The organism is Allorhodopirellula solitaria, assembly GCF_007859855.1.
In the GTDB taxonomy this organism is placed as follows: Bacteria; Planctomycetota; Planctomycetia; order Pirellulales; family Pirellulaceae; genus Rhodopirellula; species Rhodopirellula solitaria.
In genome coordinates, this window is record NZ_SJPK01000005.1 from 32,806 (window position 1) to 54,647 (window position 21,842).

The following is a 21,842-nucleotide window of genomic DNA, read 5'->3' on the forward strand; positions in this document are numbered from 1 at the left end:
TGCGATTAGACAAATGGCTCCCTCCACACGCTCCCAGGCGGGCTCAGAACAGATCGCTAATGGCGGCGTCGAGGCTGCTCTCGTGCGAATCGCTCTGGTCCGCTTTCTCCTTGTCCTGGGCCTGATCGACCGCGATCAAGTCCAAGACGGCCGTGCTCGAAGCATCGCTTTGACCGGTTCCATTCACCTTGGCAGCGTCCGCGTCAATGGTGGATACCGAAGACTCCTCGACGATGGACGAGTCAACCTCCGGGAGGCTGATGACCGACTGCGGGGCGGTCGACTGGGGTGCAATCGGCTCAGGTGACGACGAAGGGCCCTGTTCGTTGAGATAGTTGATAACTCGCAACGCGTCGAGCGAGGTCACGACCCCGTTGTCACTGACGTCGTAGTAATAGTCATCTCCCGAGATTGAATCGACGGGGACGCCGTCACCATTTTCCTGCTCATTGAGCAGATTGATGACGACCAGGGCATCGAGCGAGGTCACCAAGCCGCTGCGATTAACATCCTCGGCAATGACGGGGTTGGTCAAGCGATTGCGGGTCGTGTTGAATTGAACTTCGACAGGTCCGCTCTTGACCCCACTGTTGTCCTGCACTTCGATGATCACGACGTCTTCGCCGAGATGGCCGGGGTTGGGACGGTACTCCAGTTCGCCGGTGGTCGGATTGATCGAGGCAACCCCGCCGGTTCCGTTGGTCAGGATCACAGTCTCGGATAGATCCAAACCATCGGTCGAGAGGAACACATCGTTCAGATCGACGATCGCCACACCGCTGCTGTCGGGATTGTTATAGGTCCCGGTGCGGATAGGTGGTGCTTCGGGAACAGGCCGTGAGCCGATATCAATATTGAGCGTCAACTCCTGATACTTGGTGTTGGGATCGACTCGCGAATCCGGGCCATCATCGGCCCGGAACACCAACGTTGCTGTGCCAGTAGCATTGACCGCGGGATAGAGATACAGAGTCCCGTTGATCAAGTCCGGCTCGCGGCGGAACAGCGTGGAGAGATCGGTACCGTTGGTCCCCTCGGAATCCGCCGGCTGGTATCGGAACACAACTGTTTGATTGGCCTGCTCATCAGCCGCGGTGGGAGGCCCAGGCGACAGATCCGAAACGAGACCGGAGAAGGTGACTGTTCCCCCGTCATCGCGAATGGGTGCATAGAGCGTGTCGTTGGGACCGAAGGCATCGCTATTGACCGTGAACGTCGGAACGTCGTTGTTCGGATTGACCTGCAACGTGACCAAACCGGGAGCACTGGTCTCCGCCGGCGTTCCTGAATCGGTGACAAAGTACGTGAACTGGTCAGGAGTCGTGCCCGGTGTCGCCGAGTTGTAATCGGTATCGGGAACATATGACAAACGATCGAGATACCGTTCGGTGGCATTGCCGCTGGTGACTTCGACAAAGGTCACCGTCAACACACCATTGGCGAGCGTGAAGGACTGCGAGGCCTCCATGTTGCCGGTGCCGGGATTGGTAGCGTAATCACCAACCAAACTCTCGCCTGTCACGGCGGGTGTGGTATCGCCAGCCAGGCCGATGCCGGTCACATGGAGCGTCTGAATTTCAGGGAAATCGGCACTGCCGCCCGCCGAAGCGGGCCCTTCGAAGTCGCCGTTGAGGTCGAGGAGGCGTTGCTCGGTTTCCACAATCGTGGTCGGATCTCCCGTGACGGGATTCCCCGTGCCATTTTCCAACTCACTGAACTCGAGCATTTCGAGAGTTCGGTCGGGAGCCGTCGGCACATCGTTGCCGCTGCTCAGCGTGATCGTGATGCGCTGCCGACTGACTTGATCGAGCGCGGGGCTCGTGTTCCCGCTGAGATCCCGTTCGCTGACGACGATATCGTAGACGGCGCTTCCGAAGGCATCCGGATTCGCATCGAGGGAGAGGGTCCCGTTCTCGGTCAGCGTCGGTTCGGTGTCAAACAGCCCACCGGCTCCGCTGATCCGTTCGAGATCGATATGCACGGTTGAATTCGCGTTCTCATCTCGTGCACCCGGCGAGCTATCCGATGGCGCCGGTCCCGGCAAGATCACGGCACCGGAATCGGTAAATACATTGGTGGAGTACGCCCCGCCTTCGTCACCGACCACAAACTCGGCGGCGTTGACAGTGTCACTACGCAGTGCCGGGATCGACGGCAGGTCGTTCGTCGCTGTCACCGTCATGGTGACAATCGCCGCTGCGCTGAGATGTTCAAGACTGCCGCCATCGTCAACGAAGTAGGTGAACAGATCGGTCGGATCGTACGGCGACGCCGAGTTGTAGTCGGCATCGGGTGTGTAGCGGATCGACTTGACGAACCGGTCGCTCACGTCGGCATCACTTTGTTGATAGGTGATCGTCAGGGTACCGTTCGCAATCTCGAGCGAATCGGTGGCGATCATTTCGCCGGCCACGTCGCCATAAACGAGCGTGGGGTCGTCTGCCGATTTCGCTGGTGCGGTCGCTCCAGCTAGACCGAGACCGGTCACGCGCAGGTCACCCAATTGATCGATTTCGTTGAATGGCGGTTCGATCGAATCGACGAACGAGCTCGGTTGAGCGGCGCCGCCGGCAGCATTGTTGAGCAGCAGCGTCTCGGCAGAAATGTCAAGGAAGCCATCGCCATCGGAAGTGGGCACGGGCGAGCCACCTGCGTCGAGTTCCTCGCGATGTTCGGCCAGAGTGAAGGCCTTCGCCGCAGCGGTGGGTTGGTCGTTGACCGAATTGACGACGATCGTGAACTCCCGCGTGACGGGCGGGTTGGTGAGCACGTCACCCTCGGGACTGAGGTCGACCACGCTGAGCGTGTAGGTGACGGTACCGAATGCATCGGGGTTCGGGAACACCTGCAGAGTACCATCGGCTGTCAATGTGGTGGGCGCGGAGAACACTTGGTTCGCGAGCGTCGTGTCGTCTGCGGTCAGCGTGATCTGCACCGTCTGATCGGCTTCATCGGCACCGCCGCCAGCATCGATAACCAAACTATCATCGAGGAATACTTGGTTACGGATCGTGTCGGGCGCAGTCGCGTCTTCATCGAAAACAAAGACGCCGTTGTCTTCGAACTCTGGCACGGTTGGTGGTGTGTTCACCGGCCCGACGCGGACACTCACGCGAGCCGGTAGACTGAGTTCGCTAGCGACATCCGTCGGAATCACGAGATCGCGTGCCGGATCACTACCGGGGACTGGCATGTTGCCGTAATCGCTGACGAAGTACGTGAACGTGTCGTCGGGCAGTGTGTCGTTGTAGCCGGGATCCGGCGTGTAAACGATCTTGCTGATGAACCCACTGGACAACTCGCCGTTGACGCGTTGTTCGAAGGTGACATCGAGTGTCCCGTTAGGCGTCTTGACCTGCTCAGTCGCGGTCTCGGTCCCCAAGTTCGCATCGAAGACGTACGATATCGACGCATCCGTTGCCGTCACATCAGGCGTGGGCAGATTGGTGTCCGGATCGTTTGGATCGACCATTCCGATACCGACGACCTGAAGATCCTGGCCAGACTCATTGAACGGCGAATCGACCGGCAGTGAACTTGCTCTCGCCCCGTCGGACAAATCGACTGAGTTGGCGACATCATGGATCGTTACCGGTTGGTCTTCGAGCGTCGTGAACGCGTAGGCCGGCGCCGTTGGCGCGTCGTTCGTCCCAGTGATCGCGATCGTGATTCGCTGCGCCGATGCATCGAGGATTCCATCGCTCGCGATCACGTCGTAGACCGCGTCACCATAGGCATCCGCGTTCGGGTGAACTTCGATCACGCCATCGTTGGTCATCGTGGGCAGACTCGCCATCAACCCCGGTGGCACGGATACGGGAACAAACCGCACACCCACATCGGTTTGCAGTGCTAGCTCGTCGATCGCAGTGGACGGGCCGGCCTGCACGCGGGTCCCGGAACCGGCATAGACATCACGCTGCTGGGGCGTGGTATCCCCCACCTCGATCTCAGAGAAGGTGACTGTGCTATCGACAATCTCGAGTGTTGGGAAGACCGGTGGATCGTTCTTCGCCACCACACTGATCCGGGCCGAGGCAGGTTCGCTGAGACTGCGGTGTTGCAGCGTGGCATCCTGATCGGTCGTATTGGGGCCACTGTCTCGCACGATGAATTGGAAGTCGTCGGTGACCTTGAAGTAAGGCGTCGTTTGGTTGTAGTCGACAGCCGGCACGTACTCTGCGGAAACGAACCGCATCGTGCCGGCGGGCACGTTCGTACTCTGCGAAGGAGCGAAAGTGAGCGTCAGGATTCCGCCGGTGGCTGTCTCGACCTGACTCGGTTCGTTCGATGCACCTCGGAATGGCCGCGGGTTCCCGCTCGCATCGGGGACGATGATCTCAGCGATTTCGAGAGAATCGTTTTCGGCAAAGAGCGGATTGATATCGGCATGTGCTGGAATCGCAGGTTGTTCGACGGTCTGGCCGAGATTGAGTTGGTTGCCCAAAATCAAATCCTCCGCCGTAATCATCTGACTCGCCGTGGCGGGCTCAACGGCTTCGTCCATGATAATCGAGCGGTTGTAGGCGATCGGTTGATCGTTGACCGCATCGATTGAAATCGTCAACAGAGGTTTCGGAGTGGTCGTCGCCCCTTCACTATCGGTCAGGGTGATCTCATAGACCGCCGTCCCGAATGCATCGGCCATCGGTTCGATGCTGAGGGTTCCACTGAGACTCAACGTCGGATCGCCAGCGAGCATGCCCGCGGTGCCACTGACATAGCTGAGCGTGACCGGCTCGACCATCGTTTGTGTGACCCGCTCGTTCCCCGGCCCGGGCAAAATACGATCAGTCGTGGGGTCAGCAAAAATATTCGCTTGCAGAATACCGCTGAACGAAGTCGGTTGATCTTCATAGAAGTTAACCGTTGGCGTGTAAGCGGGGATCGTGGGCGCGTCGTTGACGGCTTCGGTAACGAACGTGATCGAAGCCGATGCAATTTGCGGTGCCTCAGCCGGCAATGGATTGATCACGGGAGCGGTGCCGACGAGCACCGTCGACCCCGAATCCGCACCGGTACCGGGACCATAAAGAAAATACTGACCGGCATCGATGACGGTGTATTGCAAGACATCGCCGGCGAGCGCCGAAGCCGCGGCGTCATCGACGAAGTAGTCGGGGTCGGGAGTAAAGGTTCCCGAAACAAACACGCCCGATCGGAACGTCAAGGTCACATCCCCGTTGGGCAATTCGACCACTTGCTGCGCGTCGACGCCGGGACCGTTGTCATAATCGGCCGACAGGTACTCGGTGTCGAGATACTGGAAGCCGTAGACCAACAGGTCCTGTTCGCTTTCGTCGTACATCGGCGGCGTGACACCGTCGCCAACGAACTCGCTGGCCACGGTGGGATCGCTTGCAGGATGGATCAAATCACTAATATCAAAGCTGTAGGCAATGTCCTCCTGTCCCGTCACGACGCGATCGCTGGTCATCGGCGCGTCGTTGGTGGGATTGACGGTGACAGTGAGTGTCTTGGTCGCCGAGGCCAGGCCATTGTCGGGATTGGTGATCGTGACATCAAACTCCGCGACACCATAGGCATCGGGAACGGGCGTGAGTGTCAGCGAGATTGGATCCGTATCGGCGGTTTGATTGACCGTGGGAAGAGCGAGCAATCCGGCTGGATTGCCCGCATTGGCGGTGATCGATATCCAACTCGCTGGGACGGTACCGGTTTCATCGGCCCCGGCCCCGAGCAGGAAGGCTAGATCCTCATCGACGAACAGGTCGGCGAGCTGGAGCGTGTAGCTATCGTTGGACGGGTCGGTGTCCGCCTCCGTCTCGTCGATGTTGATGTCAGACAGGAAATCCCCCAAGAATGGCGAATCCGCTTTGGGCGTGATCGCAAACCGGATTGTCTCGGGGTTCGATTCGATGGGGTCGGTCGCACCGAGCTGAGTATCCGGCTCACCGCTGTTGACCTTCGGTGCGATCGAAACGCCGCTGTCCGAGATGACGTACTGCAGCTCCTGTGGGAGGCCATCGTAGTTGTCATTGGCGTCGACTTCCGGGGTGTACACGGCCGAGTCAAAACGGCCACCGGAGTGTTGGATGACGAGCATCCCGGTTTGCCCATCGCTGCCGGCGAAGGTGACGGTCACCTCGCCATAGGAAACCGCGCCGGTAGAATCGAACAAATTAGCAAATTCCAGGGTGCGATCCGCCTGCGTGATGAGAGTGTCGCCCGCGGCATCGGTTTGCAAATAAGTGATCACCGCATTGTCCGGCAGAATCAGCTTGCTCACCGTCAAGGTGCTGAGTTGATTCTCTTCATTGAACGGTGCGGCGCCACTGCCCCCGGCGTCGACACGGGTTTTGTCGTCGAACGGATTCGCTGCGCCCGACGTGCCAGCGAGATCAGCGGCGGTGAAAGCGAACGAAACCGGCGTCTCTCCCGCACCCTCTGCAGCTTCACTTTGCGTCCAAAGTCGTTCGACGGTGGCAGGTTTGTCGTTGACCGGCGCGACGGTGACCGTCAGGGTTTCTGAAACAGTCAAATTGTCGGCTGCCGTATCGAAATCACCATCGAGTCCGGGGTCTGTCACCGTCACTGTGATCGATGCGGTCCCGTACTGGTCCGGTGTGGTGCCGAAGGCCAGCCTTGCCTGCGAGCTACCACCGTCATAGGCAGCACCATCGAGGCCAACAACTTCGAGGTCCGTGATCAGCAGCGGCGACTGACTGGCGCCGTCGACAAACGCGCCACTGCCGTCATCGGCAAGATTGACGGTGGTCGCTGTCACACGCACCGGTTGCACGTTGCCCGCACCGGCAGAGATGCCGGTCAGTGTCACGTTCTGCTTATCGATCACATTGTCGCCATCGAGGTCTTGGTCTTCCACCAGGGCGTCGAGGTCCTCGCCTGCGTCAGACGTTGTTGCGATCGAATCGAGTGTCGGTGCCTGGTTCACGGGCGTGACACTCAGTGAAATCGTGCCGGTCTCCACGCCAGCGACACCGCTTGCGTCAACGACGCGGTAACCAAACTCGAGCACAGGGGAAACATCATCAGCGGTGCCTGGAATTCCATCAGGTCCTGGGACCGGCCCCGTGTCGTAGTTGGAACGAGGAACGAAGGTGACCGTGCTATCGGACTGGACGGTTAGCTTGCCAGCAAGGCGGCCGAGTGAATCGTGCAGCTCATCGATCACGGCGGCGCCGCCTTCGACGGGATAGGCACGCCCGGACTGCAAGTCAACGATCTCGAGAACCGAAATCGCCTGGTCATCGGCATCGACCGAGGCTTGGAAGACCATCCCGGTGGCTGGTGTCGCCCCCATGCCGAGCACGTGCTCGGTGGTTGTGAACGATTCGGTTTGATCGTCGTCGATCGTGTCGTCGTTGAGGTCCTTCAGCAGCGGGGGCACACCCGCGACGATGGTGATCTCGTGATCTTCCACTTCGCCACCGATCGCCAATCCATCCGCCGAGAGCCCGCCGAGTTTGCTGACCCGCAGACGCATCACCATGTCGCCGGTGATCGTTGCCCCGCCGGGCAGTGTGGTCGGGAAACTCACGGGCAAGAGATTCTCACCGGGCCAAACGGCTACCGTGTCAAAGACACGTTCGTCGTAATTCGTGGGATTGTCGCCCACGTCGAGCCTGCCGTTGTGGTTGAAATCAATCCAGCCATCGACGACGCCGTAATCGGTCGCCAGCACATTGATCATGACCGGCCCACCACCGTCGGTCGTGGTTCGGGCGATGTTGAATGTCGCTTCCACGGCGGAAAGGTCGAGGCCGTTCTCGTCGTCTGCCGCTGTGAGCGGCGTGGATGCATCGTGACTCGTCGCGCGAGAGTCGAGCTGTCCTCGCGCGATCTTGAGGGAATCTGCCGAGCCAATCGCATCGAGTCGCACGATCTCGTCGCCGAGCAACAGATACCCGCCAACGCGATCAGCAAACGATGCGGCTGTGCCCGCAGTGACCTGGACCGTCGTCGCCAGTGCATCGATGCCAACACCGATCGCTGTCGCTGGGGGTGTGACGGCGTCATCGCGGAGCACATTGGCGAGATCGAAACTCGCCCCCACGCTATCTTCGCTATCGACAATCCGGCCACTGGAATCATGGACAGGGCCCAGACGGGGATCTCCATCGAGGTCGGTTCCCAAGCCGAGAACGGTGTGTCGGGCGAGATTGTTCGGGTCGGCGGTATCGACACCATCGCCAAAGTCGTATGCCGTCGGTCCGACGCCCACGGTGAAGCGAGTCTGCGTGCTGCGGTTGGGCCGCAGCAGATTGCCGGCCTTGTCCGCGATGCCATGGACATCGCTGACGCTCGTTGTGAAGCCGCCACCGGTTGATGCCACGCTGATTTCGGCAATATCGCCGCCGGAATCGCTGACGAGATAGAATCCGCCACCACCTTCGGAGACACCCGTCAGACCGAGGTTGTCAGCGTTGTTGATGGCGGACAGCACGGCCGCGTTGACAGCCGATTGCGGGAAACTCGCGCTGGGGATGAACGGTACCGCGATGGCCCCGTCCGAAACGCCCGGTTCCGCACCAGCGACGAGGCTGGCGGACAGCCCTGCCGCTGATCCGCTGGAGAATGCAATCGAATCGCCGACATGTCCGCCCAGGTAGACGCGTCCGCCTTCGATTCCCTGAGCATGCGGCAAACGCAGATCGAGATCTCCCGCCGTACTCGGCTCGGACGCCTGAAACTCTCGCATGGCGCGGGCGATCTTGGAGGCGATGCCCGATTGCATCTGGCCTTCCGCGGCGCCGTTCACCGCTGGCAATTCCACGTCATCGAGCGGATCGGATTCGAACAGACTGATCGTCTGGAATGCCGAGTCGATCAATCGAATTGGCGTCGGATACGTCGTCTCGACGCCCGCGATTGTTTCGGTCATCGTCGCGGCGTGCTCGACCACAGCTGTATCGAACAATCCACGATCGATCGACAGCGAGAGATCTCCCGCGATCGCCGCTGGCTGGACATCGGTGATCTTGACGATTTCGCTACCGATCTGCAGCAGGTCACCGACCTTGGGCACGAAGTCCGCATCCGGGGTGACTTCGACGATGCGGTCGGAGGCGAGCAGACGATCGCCCGTCACCGTCAGAGGTCCCGCCGTTGTGCCATCGAGCAGCACGTCGTCAAGATGCACAGTTTGGTCGGTCGCGAGTGTCGCACTGCGTGTGCTGGCAACCACTTCGACGATGGAAAACTGCGAATGGGAGGCAATCGTTGATCCGAGTGCTCCACGCTGCACGGTCAACGTGCCCGTACCCTCGTCGTAGCCTGTCACCCGCATGACTTCCTCATTGACGCGAACGAAGGTCATCATTCCGGTCAACGCGAGTTCGGCTGGGTCGAGCCCCAAGTCGCTGGCTTGGAAGACGAGGAAGGAATCATCAGTCGCGACATTGCCAATGGCCGAATCAATCACCGCGCGCTGGCCCGCGTCGACCTGTTCGACCAGATTGGCGGGTCTTGCGCCAGCTTGATGCACCATGCGTGGAGTACCCAGCACAGCCCGCTGCACTGTCAATTCGCCTGCGGTGGCATCGACACCGACGACGGCCATGATCTCATCGGAGATCCGGATAAAATCGCCGACCGCGAACTGACCGGGAGTGGTCACCTCGATCGTCAAGTCATCGCCAGCAGGCGTCTGGCCGAGACCAACTTCACCGGTGAAGTTACCTGCCGAACTCGTCGCCATCTTGTTGATCTGGAACCGGGCGGTGTAGCCCTGGGTTCCCGTCGCAGTGCTGTACTCGAACGTTTGTCCGTCGAGGATCGAATCAGCGGCTCCGAGCTGGACGACATACCCAGAATCAAATTCGAGCGTCGCGGATTGACCGCCATTGGTAACAGCGACTTGATCGCCGTCGGTCAAGACGCTGCCATTCTCGACATCGAGCGTGACCACTTTCTGGTCACCGTTGAGCAAAATGATCTCGTAAACGCTGTTCGGATTCCAGAGGTCCGACAATGGAGTCAGCCGCAACTCACCTGTCGATGGATTGAACGCCAGATTGAAATCCCGACCGACTTCGAGCAGCCGATTGTCCTGGCGGATCAGAACGGTGGACGCATTCACTGTATCGGGATCAATGCCGGTCCCTGCAAAAGGTGAATTGGCATTCTCTCCGTCGGAGAGCAGCACGGAAAAAGCTTGAACATCCGGATTGTCGAGCTGGATAAAGGTTTCCGCCGGATCGCTATCGAGCCCCGCGTCGTCCTGATCGACAGGGTTGAGTAGGCTCGCGTAGGGCTGGACGAAGTCCGAGTAGTCAGCCGCCCCGATGTCAATATCGGTATTCGGGCCCGCCCCATCACCGCCGATGCCCCCGCTAACGCGTAGTTGCCCGAACGCATCGAGCGACGGTGCAAAGTAAGGCGATTGCGGGATGCCGAGAATATCCTTGAACGCCGCATAGGACCCACGGTCATTTAGAAGGTCTTGCGAGTTGTTGATCGTTCCCGCAGTGGACAGCGGGTAGTAGTTGCGACCGTCCGGGTCAATGAACAGTGGATCGGTACCTTCGCGGGCATCGCTCCCCAAGGCGGCGCCAGCGTTATTGAAGTAGTTGTTGTCAATAATCGCACCGACGCCATTGTCGATAATGCCGTTGCTCAGCGTGCTGAAGACGTTATTGAGTAATGTCGGGCTGGCGTTGTCACGGATTTGTACTCCGTATTGTCCGTCGCCGATAAACGTATTATTGATAATCCGTCCGACAGGCGCTGGGCGTTGGGGCGTCCCATTGGGCTGGCCCGAATAGTCGACACCGCTGCTACCGACGATGATGTTGTTTTGGATCACGATACCGGGAACCAGCCCTTGATCGTCCTTGTCGGAGAAGTTCTGCGTTGGCCCCGGGTAGGTCACCCCACTGCCTTCACCCTGAGCAGCGGGAGGTGCGACGTGCACGCCCACCACGCGGGAGTCCGAGATGATATTGTTCTCGAGGATGAGCAAACCTTGCTCGCGCTGTTTGTTGCGGTCTGCATCGACTCCCGTGCCGTCGAGCAACTCGAGAATATGCCGTGCGTTGGTGTCGAAAGTTTGGAAAACGACGACGGAACCCTCGCTGCCAAAGGCATACTCACCGGCACGACGCATCTCGAGTTGGTACTCACCGGAAAGTTGATTGGTGAGCGAATCATCATCTCGATTGACATCCGTCCGATTGTTCTGCGACAGATCAGTGAAGGCATTGTTGGTCGTCGGTGGCGCGTTGGTCACCATCTCGCCGCGTTCGGCAAACCCGACCATCAAGTCATCGATGTAAAAGCCTTCGAAGTTGTTGTTTGATCCGCCGACGGAATGCTCGTCGTCATTAACGTCACCAAACCGGTCCGCCGAAAGATTGCCTTCGATAGAGGAACCCGACGTACTGAAGTCAAACCGAAGTTTGACCGATGCCTCTCCGGCGAACGGTGACAGATCGATGCGAGCCTGATGCCACACGGGATTGCCTGCCTCGGCATCAAACAATTCCTGAACGATCTGCTTGGATTCGGGTTGTGGGTCGGCGCTGTTGGCGCCTGCGTCAGCGACGTGAGAAAGGAACGTCGGCAGTTCGGCCTCGGCGTCCCCATCGCTTGCATCGGCGCCGCTCAGGACCGAATTGTTTGTCGCGACGAGTTCCCAGGTCACACCATCGTCCCGCGACGCATAGACGCGAGCGCTATCGCGGAAATACTGCTCCGCATCGACGTTGCTGACGTTAATACCGCTGGCGGCTTCCGTTTCCAAGAGGTAATTGAAATACAGCGTCGGGCGATCGTAGTAGTCGGCGGTGTCGAGCGAAAACTCATTCGTTGTCAACGAACCTTTGGCACCGCCAGCGAGATCATAGGTGTTGCGAATCGCAGCATTGCTGCTGAGATCTCGGTGCTGTTCGAGGCTCAAACCATACTGCGCGTTCTCAGTCCGATCGGCAGGGCTCATGTAGCCTTGAAAATTGGTGTTGGGGTTGCGTGTCCACTGCTCCAATCCGAAGTAGAAGCTCGCTCCGCCGGACCCTTGGCTGGTTTGGCGGGTGCCGGTGATACCATCGTCGAAGTTGAAATCATCGCCGAGCGAATTCCGGCTGTTATCGGGGGCCGGGTTGATTCCGTGGCCGGCATCGTTTGCCCGTTGCATCGTCGGGTGCCAGAGATTGAAATCCAAGGGCGAGAACGCCAGTCCAATGGGGGCTCCGTCCATACCGGTAATCGATGTACTCGCTTCATCCCCCAACCCATCGTCGATGCTACTGGTGACCGTCGTCGTCGCGGTGGCCCCGGGCAGCATCAACGAGTTGTCAACGTCCATCGGATCGACATTGACACCACTGAGAATACCGGTGAAGTGTACCGTCACGCCCGTCGCGAGATCTCCGCGGACGCGAACATCATTCGGACCAATCGTCGATAGAGCCACCAGAGAATCCTCAACACTGCGAACCCCCTGCACCTCATCAATGACGAGCAGGCTATTGCCGCCCGCTCCGCCACTGCGTAAGGAACTGACGCCGACGCTAATCGAATCGCCATTCTCGAGTGTGTTGCTCGCCGCAGCCGGAGTCCCACCGGTAAGCGAGCTGACGTCGACGACGATCTCATCGAGGTCGACATCTTCGAGCGTCCCGGAGAACTCGACCAACATGGTGCCGGGCATCGGTCCGCCAGTGACCGTCACGTCGTCGGCTACCGCTGTGATCGACTCCTGGCTCAATAGACTCACTATCGCGGCTTTGACAGCAGCGGCATCGACATCAAAATTCAGTGCCGCCGAAGTCGATGAGCCCAGTGACAACGTGAACGTACCACCGGTGGGTGCCCCCGTGATGCTCAATTGCTGACGCTCGTTATTGATCAGTCCAACACTGTCGGCGGTGATTGCCGGCTGGTCGGTCAGCCCCAGTGCCCCGGTGAACTCCACTTCGAATTGAACGTCAGTCGATCCGGGGAAGGCCGAATAAGTCGTGACGTTCACATTGCCCGCACCGATGCTCGGTAGCAGCGTCAAGGCATCACGAATCGCAGCGGCATCAGCGTCATAGGCGATCGGATCGGTCGTGTCGCCGCCGAAACTCAACGTGTACGTCCCCGCATCGACACCACCACCGGCCCCCAGACTGATGACTTGATGTTCGTTGTGTCCGAGGCCGCTGTTGTCGGCCGTCAAGGGCGACACGTCCAAGTGCCCCAAGCCGTTCTGGAACTCCACGGTCGCTCCGCCGGCCAGATCACCCGACACATTAACCCCGTTAAAACCAATGAATGAAAGGTTGCGGAGCGCATTGCGAATGGCAAAAGAGGAGGCATCGTAGGTCAAGGAACCGGTCGTTTGGATCTGTTGGATCGTTGCCCCCGCATTTGCTGCGGCGGCCGTCGTCCCATTGATGCCACGGACCACGCTCAAGGTATTCCCTGCCACCGCATTGACCTGAATGTCCTCGCCGCCGATACGAATCTGGAACGGCCCCGCCGTTGGAAACGGCGTTGCGTCATTGACTTGAATCGTCGTCGCGGCGGCATTGATTGGTGCTGCCACGGTCGAGGTAACCACCTCCGATACGGTTTCGGTGTCCGCGTGGGCAACAGCCGTGGTGCCATTGTGCCCACGGACCACGGTGAGCGTATTACCCGCCCGCGATGTGACCAGCATCTGTTCGGATTCCACTTCGATCACGAAGGGTGTTGCCGGCAACGGAGCGACACCGTCAACCAGATTGATCGCTTGTACCTGGATCGTTGCCGTGGCGTCATCGATGTCACTCTGTAGGCTCGTGATTGCCTTGTAAGACTTCTCCACGCTGAGCGTGAAAGTGCCGACGGTCGCATCGGCCAGCAGCGTCTGCTCCGCATTGACGCTCATGTTCGTGGGAGCCTCGGCAGCAATCGGCAAAGTTGTCTGACGGCTGACGCCATCGTTAACAGTCAGTGTGAAATCGCCACCCGCGACGCCGCCCGGAGTGACCTGAACCAGCTGCGCCGAGTCTCCTGAATCAAAGACGTTTGCGAAGGTGCCATCGGTGTTGAAGGCGAACAATTGGCCGTCGTCTGTCGTCGCGAACAACGTGTTCTTGTATCGTCCCCCTTCGACGTTTTGAGGCCCCTGTGAGAGTCCGGCAAAGCTCACACCCGGCACCATTTGCAGAACGGTGGCCTCACCATCGACACGGCTGACCGAAATGAATTCGCCGCCACTGGTCACACCGTACAGATCTCCGCTGCCGTCGTAGTTGCCCATTGCCAAACCGGTCACGCGGCCTTGCAAGACCTCATCGGCGGCGCCGACTCCGATCACTCTCGGGGTCACGCTTTGCCCCACCGCAGTGAGACCTCCATTGCCATCACCGTTGTTGTTGTCATTTCCGCTGTAGACCAGCGCGATCACTCGTTCCTTCACGTCATCATCATCGTTGATCGCATTGACAATGTCGTTCGCGGTTGCGTTGACAACGAGAGGATCGCCCGCCCGACGCAAGCGAATATTGATCGTATCGCCGAAGAGGCTCACATCGACTGGGTCCCCTCCCTGCTTGTAACTGATACTCACCGAAAAGTTGCCTGCCTCGCCCGGGATGTTCGACCGCAGCAAAATGTTGGTGAACTGATAGTCGTCTGGGTTCCCGTTGTTCACCGTAACGAATTGCTCAGCGAACGTGACACCGGCCGGCTGGATATCGCCGATAAACCCGTATCGATTGGTGGTGTTGGTAGGAGCCGCTGGGGATGCATCCCCATTGGCATCGCCACGGTAAAGACGCGACGCATTGTCGGATTCCCGCACCGAATAGTAGGTTTCATAGCGAGGAACCGGCGCGTCGCCGCCGGTATCACCGTTGCGCCGGAACGTGACCGCATCGACTTCATCCGAATGTGTCACTTCATCGGCCCGCTGAGCGCGGGACCGCGCGTTGGGGTTGGGTGGATCGAATACATCGCGAACGTTGCTGAAACCTTCAACACCCGGAATATTATCGTCCTGGGTTGCAATCACGGTGCCATCGAATGGATCGAGCGTCACGAGCTGGCCGACCATGTTGGCACCATCAACATTACGTCGGTAGCCATACATGACGCCATCGCCGCGGATGACAATGTCTTGGATGTCATTTTCGCCATCGGTCAGGTTGTCGTCATCAAACGTCAGGTCCTTGATAATCGGTCCGCCGCTGAAGGGATCGACGGTGTACAAATTGTCGTGATCATCATGGTTCGATCGATCGGTCGCGACGAACAAACCGACATCCTGCAATCGGAACGAGGCGACGTGGGTGTCGAGACTGGCTGAAGTGCTGATATCGAGCAGCGGCCCGGTCAACGGTTGGATGTTATTCGCCAAACCGCCGCCATCCTCATCTTGGCTGGAGAGATAGCCGGTGAAACCGATATGATCTTCCACGATCCGGTCGACTGAATTGATCGGTTCGAGCCGCGTCAGTGTGCCGGCATCCCCCGTGCCATTGGGTCCGCTGAGTGCGAACTGCGACGCCACCACCGACGGCGTGACCTGATTGCTCATCACGGCAACGTAATACTGTTCCCCCGCGATCAAATGAACCGGACCGATGTAGGGGTCGTCCGTGCCGAGCGACCCGCGACTGAGATCAGCGAGGCTTTGGCCATCGCCGCCAACGGCGGGTTGATCATCGACCACGTTCGATTCGCGACCGATGAAGACCAAACGGCTGTCTTCATCGAACACAGCAATGGTGGTATCGCCGCGTTTCTCATCCGCGTAATCCATATCAAACACGACTGACACGGTCCCCACCGCCGTCGTCACCCCGGGAATACTCTGGGTGGCTTCATGCTCGACGTTGAACTGGTAGACGTCGACGTCGGCGGCGTTGCCGAGGGCTCCCGCTAGTGAGATGGCCGCGGCGTCGGTTTCGAGCAAATTGACGAGTTCCTGCGAACTCGCGCCAGTCACGTTGCCGCCGGCATCGTCCGCCTCGGCTGCGTCACCCACCAATGGGCTGTGCCGTGGCAAGCCTTGCACATCGAAGGCCGTCGATGCATAACGCACGTCGGCGTAACGGACCGTTGAACCGGGGAATTCATCAATCTGCTGCAGACGCACTTGCAACTGATACTCACCCTTGCTGACCGGCACAGCGGGCGTGCTGGCATCCCCGTCGTGGTCGACTTCGACAGCGCGAACCCGTACGTAATACGTGCCTGTGTCAACGAGGATGACCGACGCACCAGGATCGTTGTTGGTCAGGGTGTAATAATCGCCCCCGAGCCATGGCTCTTGAGTCAGCGCACCCGGCTGTCCGAAAGGGATGGGATCATCGGAACTGAAGACCAGCGTGCCGCTCGGGGTGCCATCGTCGAGCACGATATCGAAGGCGGTATCGAGGGTGGTGTTGGTGCGGTCGATATCGATCCACACCTGGGTCCCCGCCGTCGCTTGGAAACTGTAGACATCTTCGTCCGTGGCATCGTCGGGGCTGATGTAGCCATGGACTTGGAAGCCGAGCCGGCGATTCTCATCACCGCTCTTGAGGTCCGGTGCCAGCACACCGAGCGGTTGCGCTTTGGTGATCGGGTTGGAATTGATGCTCTCGCCGCCGGTCAGCGGTGACTCGGCTTCGCGAATAATCGCGACGTTTCGGTCATTGCTCCACTCATCGAACTGGAATCCCTGCCAAGCCTGGTTACCGACAGCGCCGCCACCATTATTGGTATCGGTCATCAAGTGCCCATCGGGTGTGAATCCCGCTCCCACGGAATCGTCGGATAGGTGCGTGATCACGACCGGATATCCTGGCAATCCGATTACCTGGATCGTTCCGCCGATGCGGTCAACAATATCCAGTGGCGTGCCGGTAGCGGTGAACCCTGAATCGGCTCCATCCACCTTCACCACAAGGCTCTCAGACACGTTGGACTGCAATCGCAGACCGCTGTAGGTGTGGTGGTTCCCGACGACGATTTGGCCGTCGAGCACATGCACGATGTCGGAATCATCCCACACGCTTTGCGTCGCCAGTGTCTCACCACGCACCTTCAATCCATTCGTGCCGTTGTCGTCGAGCTCATTGAGTCGGATCAGCGGCCCGCGATTGTCGTCGAATTGACTGTACCGACTGACGGCGCCGATACTTCGGCCACTATCGACCTGCGTATCATATCGCAGCGAATTCGCATTGATATTAATGGCGGGGCCAGCATTGCCGACGATTTGATTGTCGACGAGAATCGGTTGCGATCCGCGGACATAGATTGCTGCGGCCTGATTGTTCCCACGACCAAAACGGTTGCCGCTGGCGTTTCCATCCGCATTGTCGGTGATCAAGCTATTGGCGATGCGAACATCGGCCTGATGGATTTCGACGGCATTGAAACGGTCCGAAGCACCCCCCGCGGTGGCTGCCGTCGGCACGACACCACCACCAAATGCGATCACCGTGTGGTCGAGGCTCCCGCGCGAGGCCTCGCCAAAGAACAAACCGCCCCAATCACCCGGTTGCGGGGTGGCACTACCGCTGTTGGTTTGAAAGACACCGCTCCCGCCGTAGCGACTGTCGGCGACCGAGGTGAAAATAATGGGGCTGTTCGCGGTACCTTCGGCGATCAACGTCGCGGCTCCCCGCTCGGATTCGATCCGGGACTCGCGGAGTTTCACCACAGTTCCCGGATCAATAATCAGGCGTCCCGAAGGACGTGCCGTCAGCACGCCGTCTTCAAGAATCGGGCCACCCGGATTTCCGACGATGATCAATGATTCGGTCAGAATGTGCGTGATGTCAGTATCATCAAAACGACCGGAGACCGTCATCTTTTGGACAGAGCTACCAAGGTTGGTGGGGATACCCACGAACAGCCCGTTGTCGGTGTTCCCGCGAAGATAGTTGCCGAGCACATCGGGACCGATCCGCCCGAGCGAATCGTCGAAACTATTGGGGCTCGCCGAGATGGCCGCCTTGGCCGCATCGGTGATGGTATTGAACGAGATGGTCGGCCGGGCGTCGTTGATATCGATGGGCGAGAAGACGCGCGTGCCTGTGGGCGTTCCCTTGCCACCACCATGTTGGATGTCCGCGTGATTGATCGTGCTGAGGAAGACGCCGTCGGACTCGAGGTCCGAGTCGTCGCGTAGGACGATCCCGCCATAGTCACCGCCGGTGGGTGATGGGCCATTGCCGTCGGAATCGCCACCGGCTTGATCGTCGTGATAGGAGCGCAAGTAGACCGGGAGCGTTGGCGTACCGAGAACTTGCACCGCCCCGCCCGCTCGATTGGCGCCAATCGAGGAAGTACCCACGTCGATATTGGCGGCTCGCAACTTGAGCAACGCTCCCGCTTCGATGCGGACCGTGGTGCCCTGAGGCACCGTCAAGCTGTTGCCATCTGCCAGAGCCTCGCCTGAGCGCGTCGACCCGATCAAGTACGGGGTCGCGTCACGCAGTCCCGTGGGACTCGATTCGTCGACGTTGCCGGCCACGCGAACAAGCGCCCGGGTCGTTCCGGCCGCCGTGATCGCCTGCGCTGCAGCGAGTGCTGGTGCAATGCTATTGTAGGGATCGGCAATGGTCCCCGTCCCGCCGGCGGCAGCGAGCTTGTCGACGTAGATCGCGTTTGGATCGGATTCAAACCAGAACGAGTGCACACCGCCGGGGGTACCGTCGCCGTCTCCATCGATCGCCGTCCCATCAATGTCGGTGAGCTGCTGCGCAGCAGTTGGTCGCGCCGTGAAGGAGATTTGGACCTCGTAGTTCCCGTCCGTCGTCCCACCGAATCCAGAGTCCGGGATGGCGGGGTCATAGCTTTCGTTGCCCGCGCTACTGACACCGAAGAAATACTCGCCTGCTTCGAGTTCCACCTCGATCAGTGAATCGCTGCCGTAATAACGATCGTTTTGAGCCACCAATTCCGATGTGCCGTCGTCGTTTTTGCGGAACAGACGCAGGACGGTGTTGAGCAAACTCGGCGTCGCCAACCGTTCGGCGGACGTCTCGATCTGCACCTCGCCGGGTTCGACGAGGTTGAACCGATACAGATCGATGTCGTTGCTATTGGGCGGTATGATTCGCTGCAGGTGAATCAGGTCGTTGTCGCCGGGTGAAACATTGGACCCTGTTTGATCGTTGGGCAATGGGCCGCCCATCGTGGCGGGGATCTCGTAGGCGTGGCCGAGCCCCAAGGCGTGGCCGATCTCGTGGAAAGCAACCCCCGTGAACCCGTCGCCGAAGTATCGGTTGCTCTCGGCGTAGTCCTCCTTGTCCATCACGACGAGATTGCCGCCACCGAGCCCCGCGACACCGCCGGGACCGGAGGTCGCTTCGGGATCGGCCGCTTGCAAGTCGCCTTTACCAATCACCAACGTGCCGGCGCGCGTATTGCTTTCGACGAACTCCATCCCAATCTGCTGGGCATAAATTTCGAGGATGCCGCGAACGATCTCTTTCTCCGATGGAGAGATGAAGTTCTTGTAAACGATCCCTACTGCGTTGGCTGGAAACTCGTCGGGGAAGGAGTAATAGCGTGTTTGGGTCGCTTGCGGGGCGACTGGACCGAGACCGGTGCTGCCGTAGTGGGCCTCGATTTGGACCTCGCGGTGGCCAGGCTCGTCCAATCCACCGGGCCGGGCCGGCAGCGCGACCGAACCGAGTGGCGAAATCTCCGAAGCCACCTTCACACTCGTCCCGGAACTCAGGCTGCCGAAATTGCCTGCTGCGCTGGGCGCAAGCAGGTCTTCAAACGAAGTCCCGATCTCGCCCGAGAATGTTTGCGGCAACACGCCACTCGATCCTGTCGGCGCCAAACTCGAACCGATGTCCAATCGATAAGTCGCCGCTGGAATCGCAGCAGAGAACTGCAGGCTGACCCGATTCTCGGCGGGAAAGTACGAAACCGAATCGGGAGTGGTGGCCACATCGGCTGGCCCCGCCGTGTCGACCAAGCGGTAGAAGGCGGGGTTCTCAGCAACCGCAGGAGCAATCTCTTGATCATCGAAATAGACATCGATGCGATCCTCATGCACCGTCAGGCTGCCTCCGGGCGCACGCTCGATCGGCTGTGGAATCACCGCCGTCACCTGGATCCCCCGGTCCAGGCGAAACGGCGTGAGCGAATCCTGGCCGCCGTTGAATGCGACCCCATTGAGATCCTGCAGCGGATCGCTGCCACTGCCGATCACCTCGATGCGATAGAAATCGTCGGGAAATGCGAAACTCGGGTCTGTAGCGTTAGCCGCTGCCGTGCTCGCCGGACGCAAAACGATCTTGTGCAGGTTGTCCGAATCGGTGTTGCCAGGCTCGACGAAACCTACGTAGCCGAGGGAAACCTGCACGTCGTCGGCGGTTCCCAAGGTCGCATCGTCCCCTGCCCGAACGAGGCGGACTGTGTCATTGGTGATCGAATTTTCGTCGAGATTGGCGTCCCCATTGAACAGCAGACTGAACTCTCGCGGCGGTGTGGAGAGGTTTGTTCCCTCTGAAATCAGCGCACCGGCATCGGGACGGATGGCGAGCAGATCGGCGGCCAGCAGCTCGCGTTTTTCAAGCGTTTCATGATGCAATCGCCGGCCAAAGCGATTCAAACCGCGTGCCGTGCGTGACTTCTTGCGGGCGTCTGTACGAGAAAAAAGCGAGCGATCAGTGTCGGGACGACGAGGCATATTCAACTCACAACATGGGAATAACAAGAAACAAAAATCCCACCGCCAGGGGAACTACTTGGTAAAAAACGTCATCAAATGGCGGGGGGATCGAAAATCATACGGCGGGCCGTAGGGGAACTCGGCTCGCCGTTATAAACGAAATAGCGAGCAAAATGTTACCAAGCACTACAACACTAATTGAGTGCCCCCCCGATCGTGCTCGCTGACATCCAAAATTCCCGCAATTTTCTTTCACTTTGCCTGCAACGAGTTACCGTGACACCAAATAGGTAAACGGCGCAGCCTAGGTCGTCTCTGTTAGCTCGCAGCCCCGCTCATTCGCCTCTTATTACTCGCGGTTCATCCCGTGACGATGGTCGCTGATCTTTGGCGGCATGCTGGCATGGCCAGCAAGTGGCATTTGCTGGGCGTCGTTTGCAGGGCGTCGGTGGGAGAGGTCAACGGCTTGAGCCGAGATCCCGCCGCGACGGTACGCACCAAGGGCGGAGGTAGTCGGCAACGGAACTTCGCTGGCCCTGCGGGGTTAGATTAAGCGGTGGGCGCCAGCCTCGGTTCGTAAACCGCGTCGCTTTCGGCGTGGGCAAACAGGGACTAGCGCCGACCGGTTCATAGGTAACACCGACAGACAACCCCACTGCGCGTTCGTTGGCCAACCGCGACGCTCGCTCAAGCCGGGTTCGAATCGATAGCAACACACGCTAAAACTCCGCCCTTCGTTTTTTGCACCTTCCCAAACACCTTCTATTGATGACTTCAGCAAACATGACTCGCCCCCGCCCCAACAGCCTACCTTCGCCCGCTTCCCGCCCTCGCCGTTGCCGTCCGGCTCGAACGGAGCACCTTCGCCGCGGCTTCACGCTGCTCGAATTGTTGCTCGTGCTGGCAATTTTGGTGGTGCTCGGCGGAATCGTGGGCACGAACCTGATCGGTGCCAAATCGGATGCCGACATCAACGCGACCGAGGTCCAACTGAATTCGCTGAAAACCAGCGTGATGCAGTACCAGATCAAAACCAATTCGCTGCCCGACTCGCTCGAACAGCTCAAAGACGGACCAAGCGATGCGGCGAAGAAGGCCAAATGGGTCGCCCCTATTCTCGAAACGATCCCAACCGATGCGTGGGGTAACGATTTCGACTTCAGCACGAAAGGCAATGAGTTCGAGATCCGCAGCGGTGGACTCGACGGCCAAATGAATACCGAGGACGATCAAATCGTCGCAGGTCGATAGGACAATCACCATCGTG

At 59.3% G+C, this 21,842-nt stretch carries 2 protein-coding genes; one reads left to right on the forward strand and one right to left on the reverse strand.

The window, feature by feature from the left end:
* Window positions 1-43 precede the first annotated feature (43 nt).
* The gene (locus tag CA85_RS11510; protein ID WP_146391501.1) at window positions 44-20,593 is read right to left on the reverse strand and encodes a dockerin type I domain-containing protein; all 20,550 of its coding nucleotides are present in this window, start codon (window positions 20,591-20,593) and stop codon (window positions 44-46) included.
* 765 nt (window positions 20,594-21,358) lie between these two features.
* Between CA85_RS11510 and CA85_RS11520 the strand changes: the two genes are divergently transcribed.
* Complete coding sequence (locus tag CA85_RS11520) at window positions 21,359-21,826, forward strand: type II secretion system protein GspG (RefSeq protein WP_146391752.1); 468 nt, start codon at window positions 21,359-21,361, stop codon at window positions 21,824-21,826.
* Window positions 21,827-21,842 lie beyond the last annotated feature (16 nt).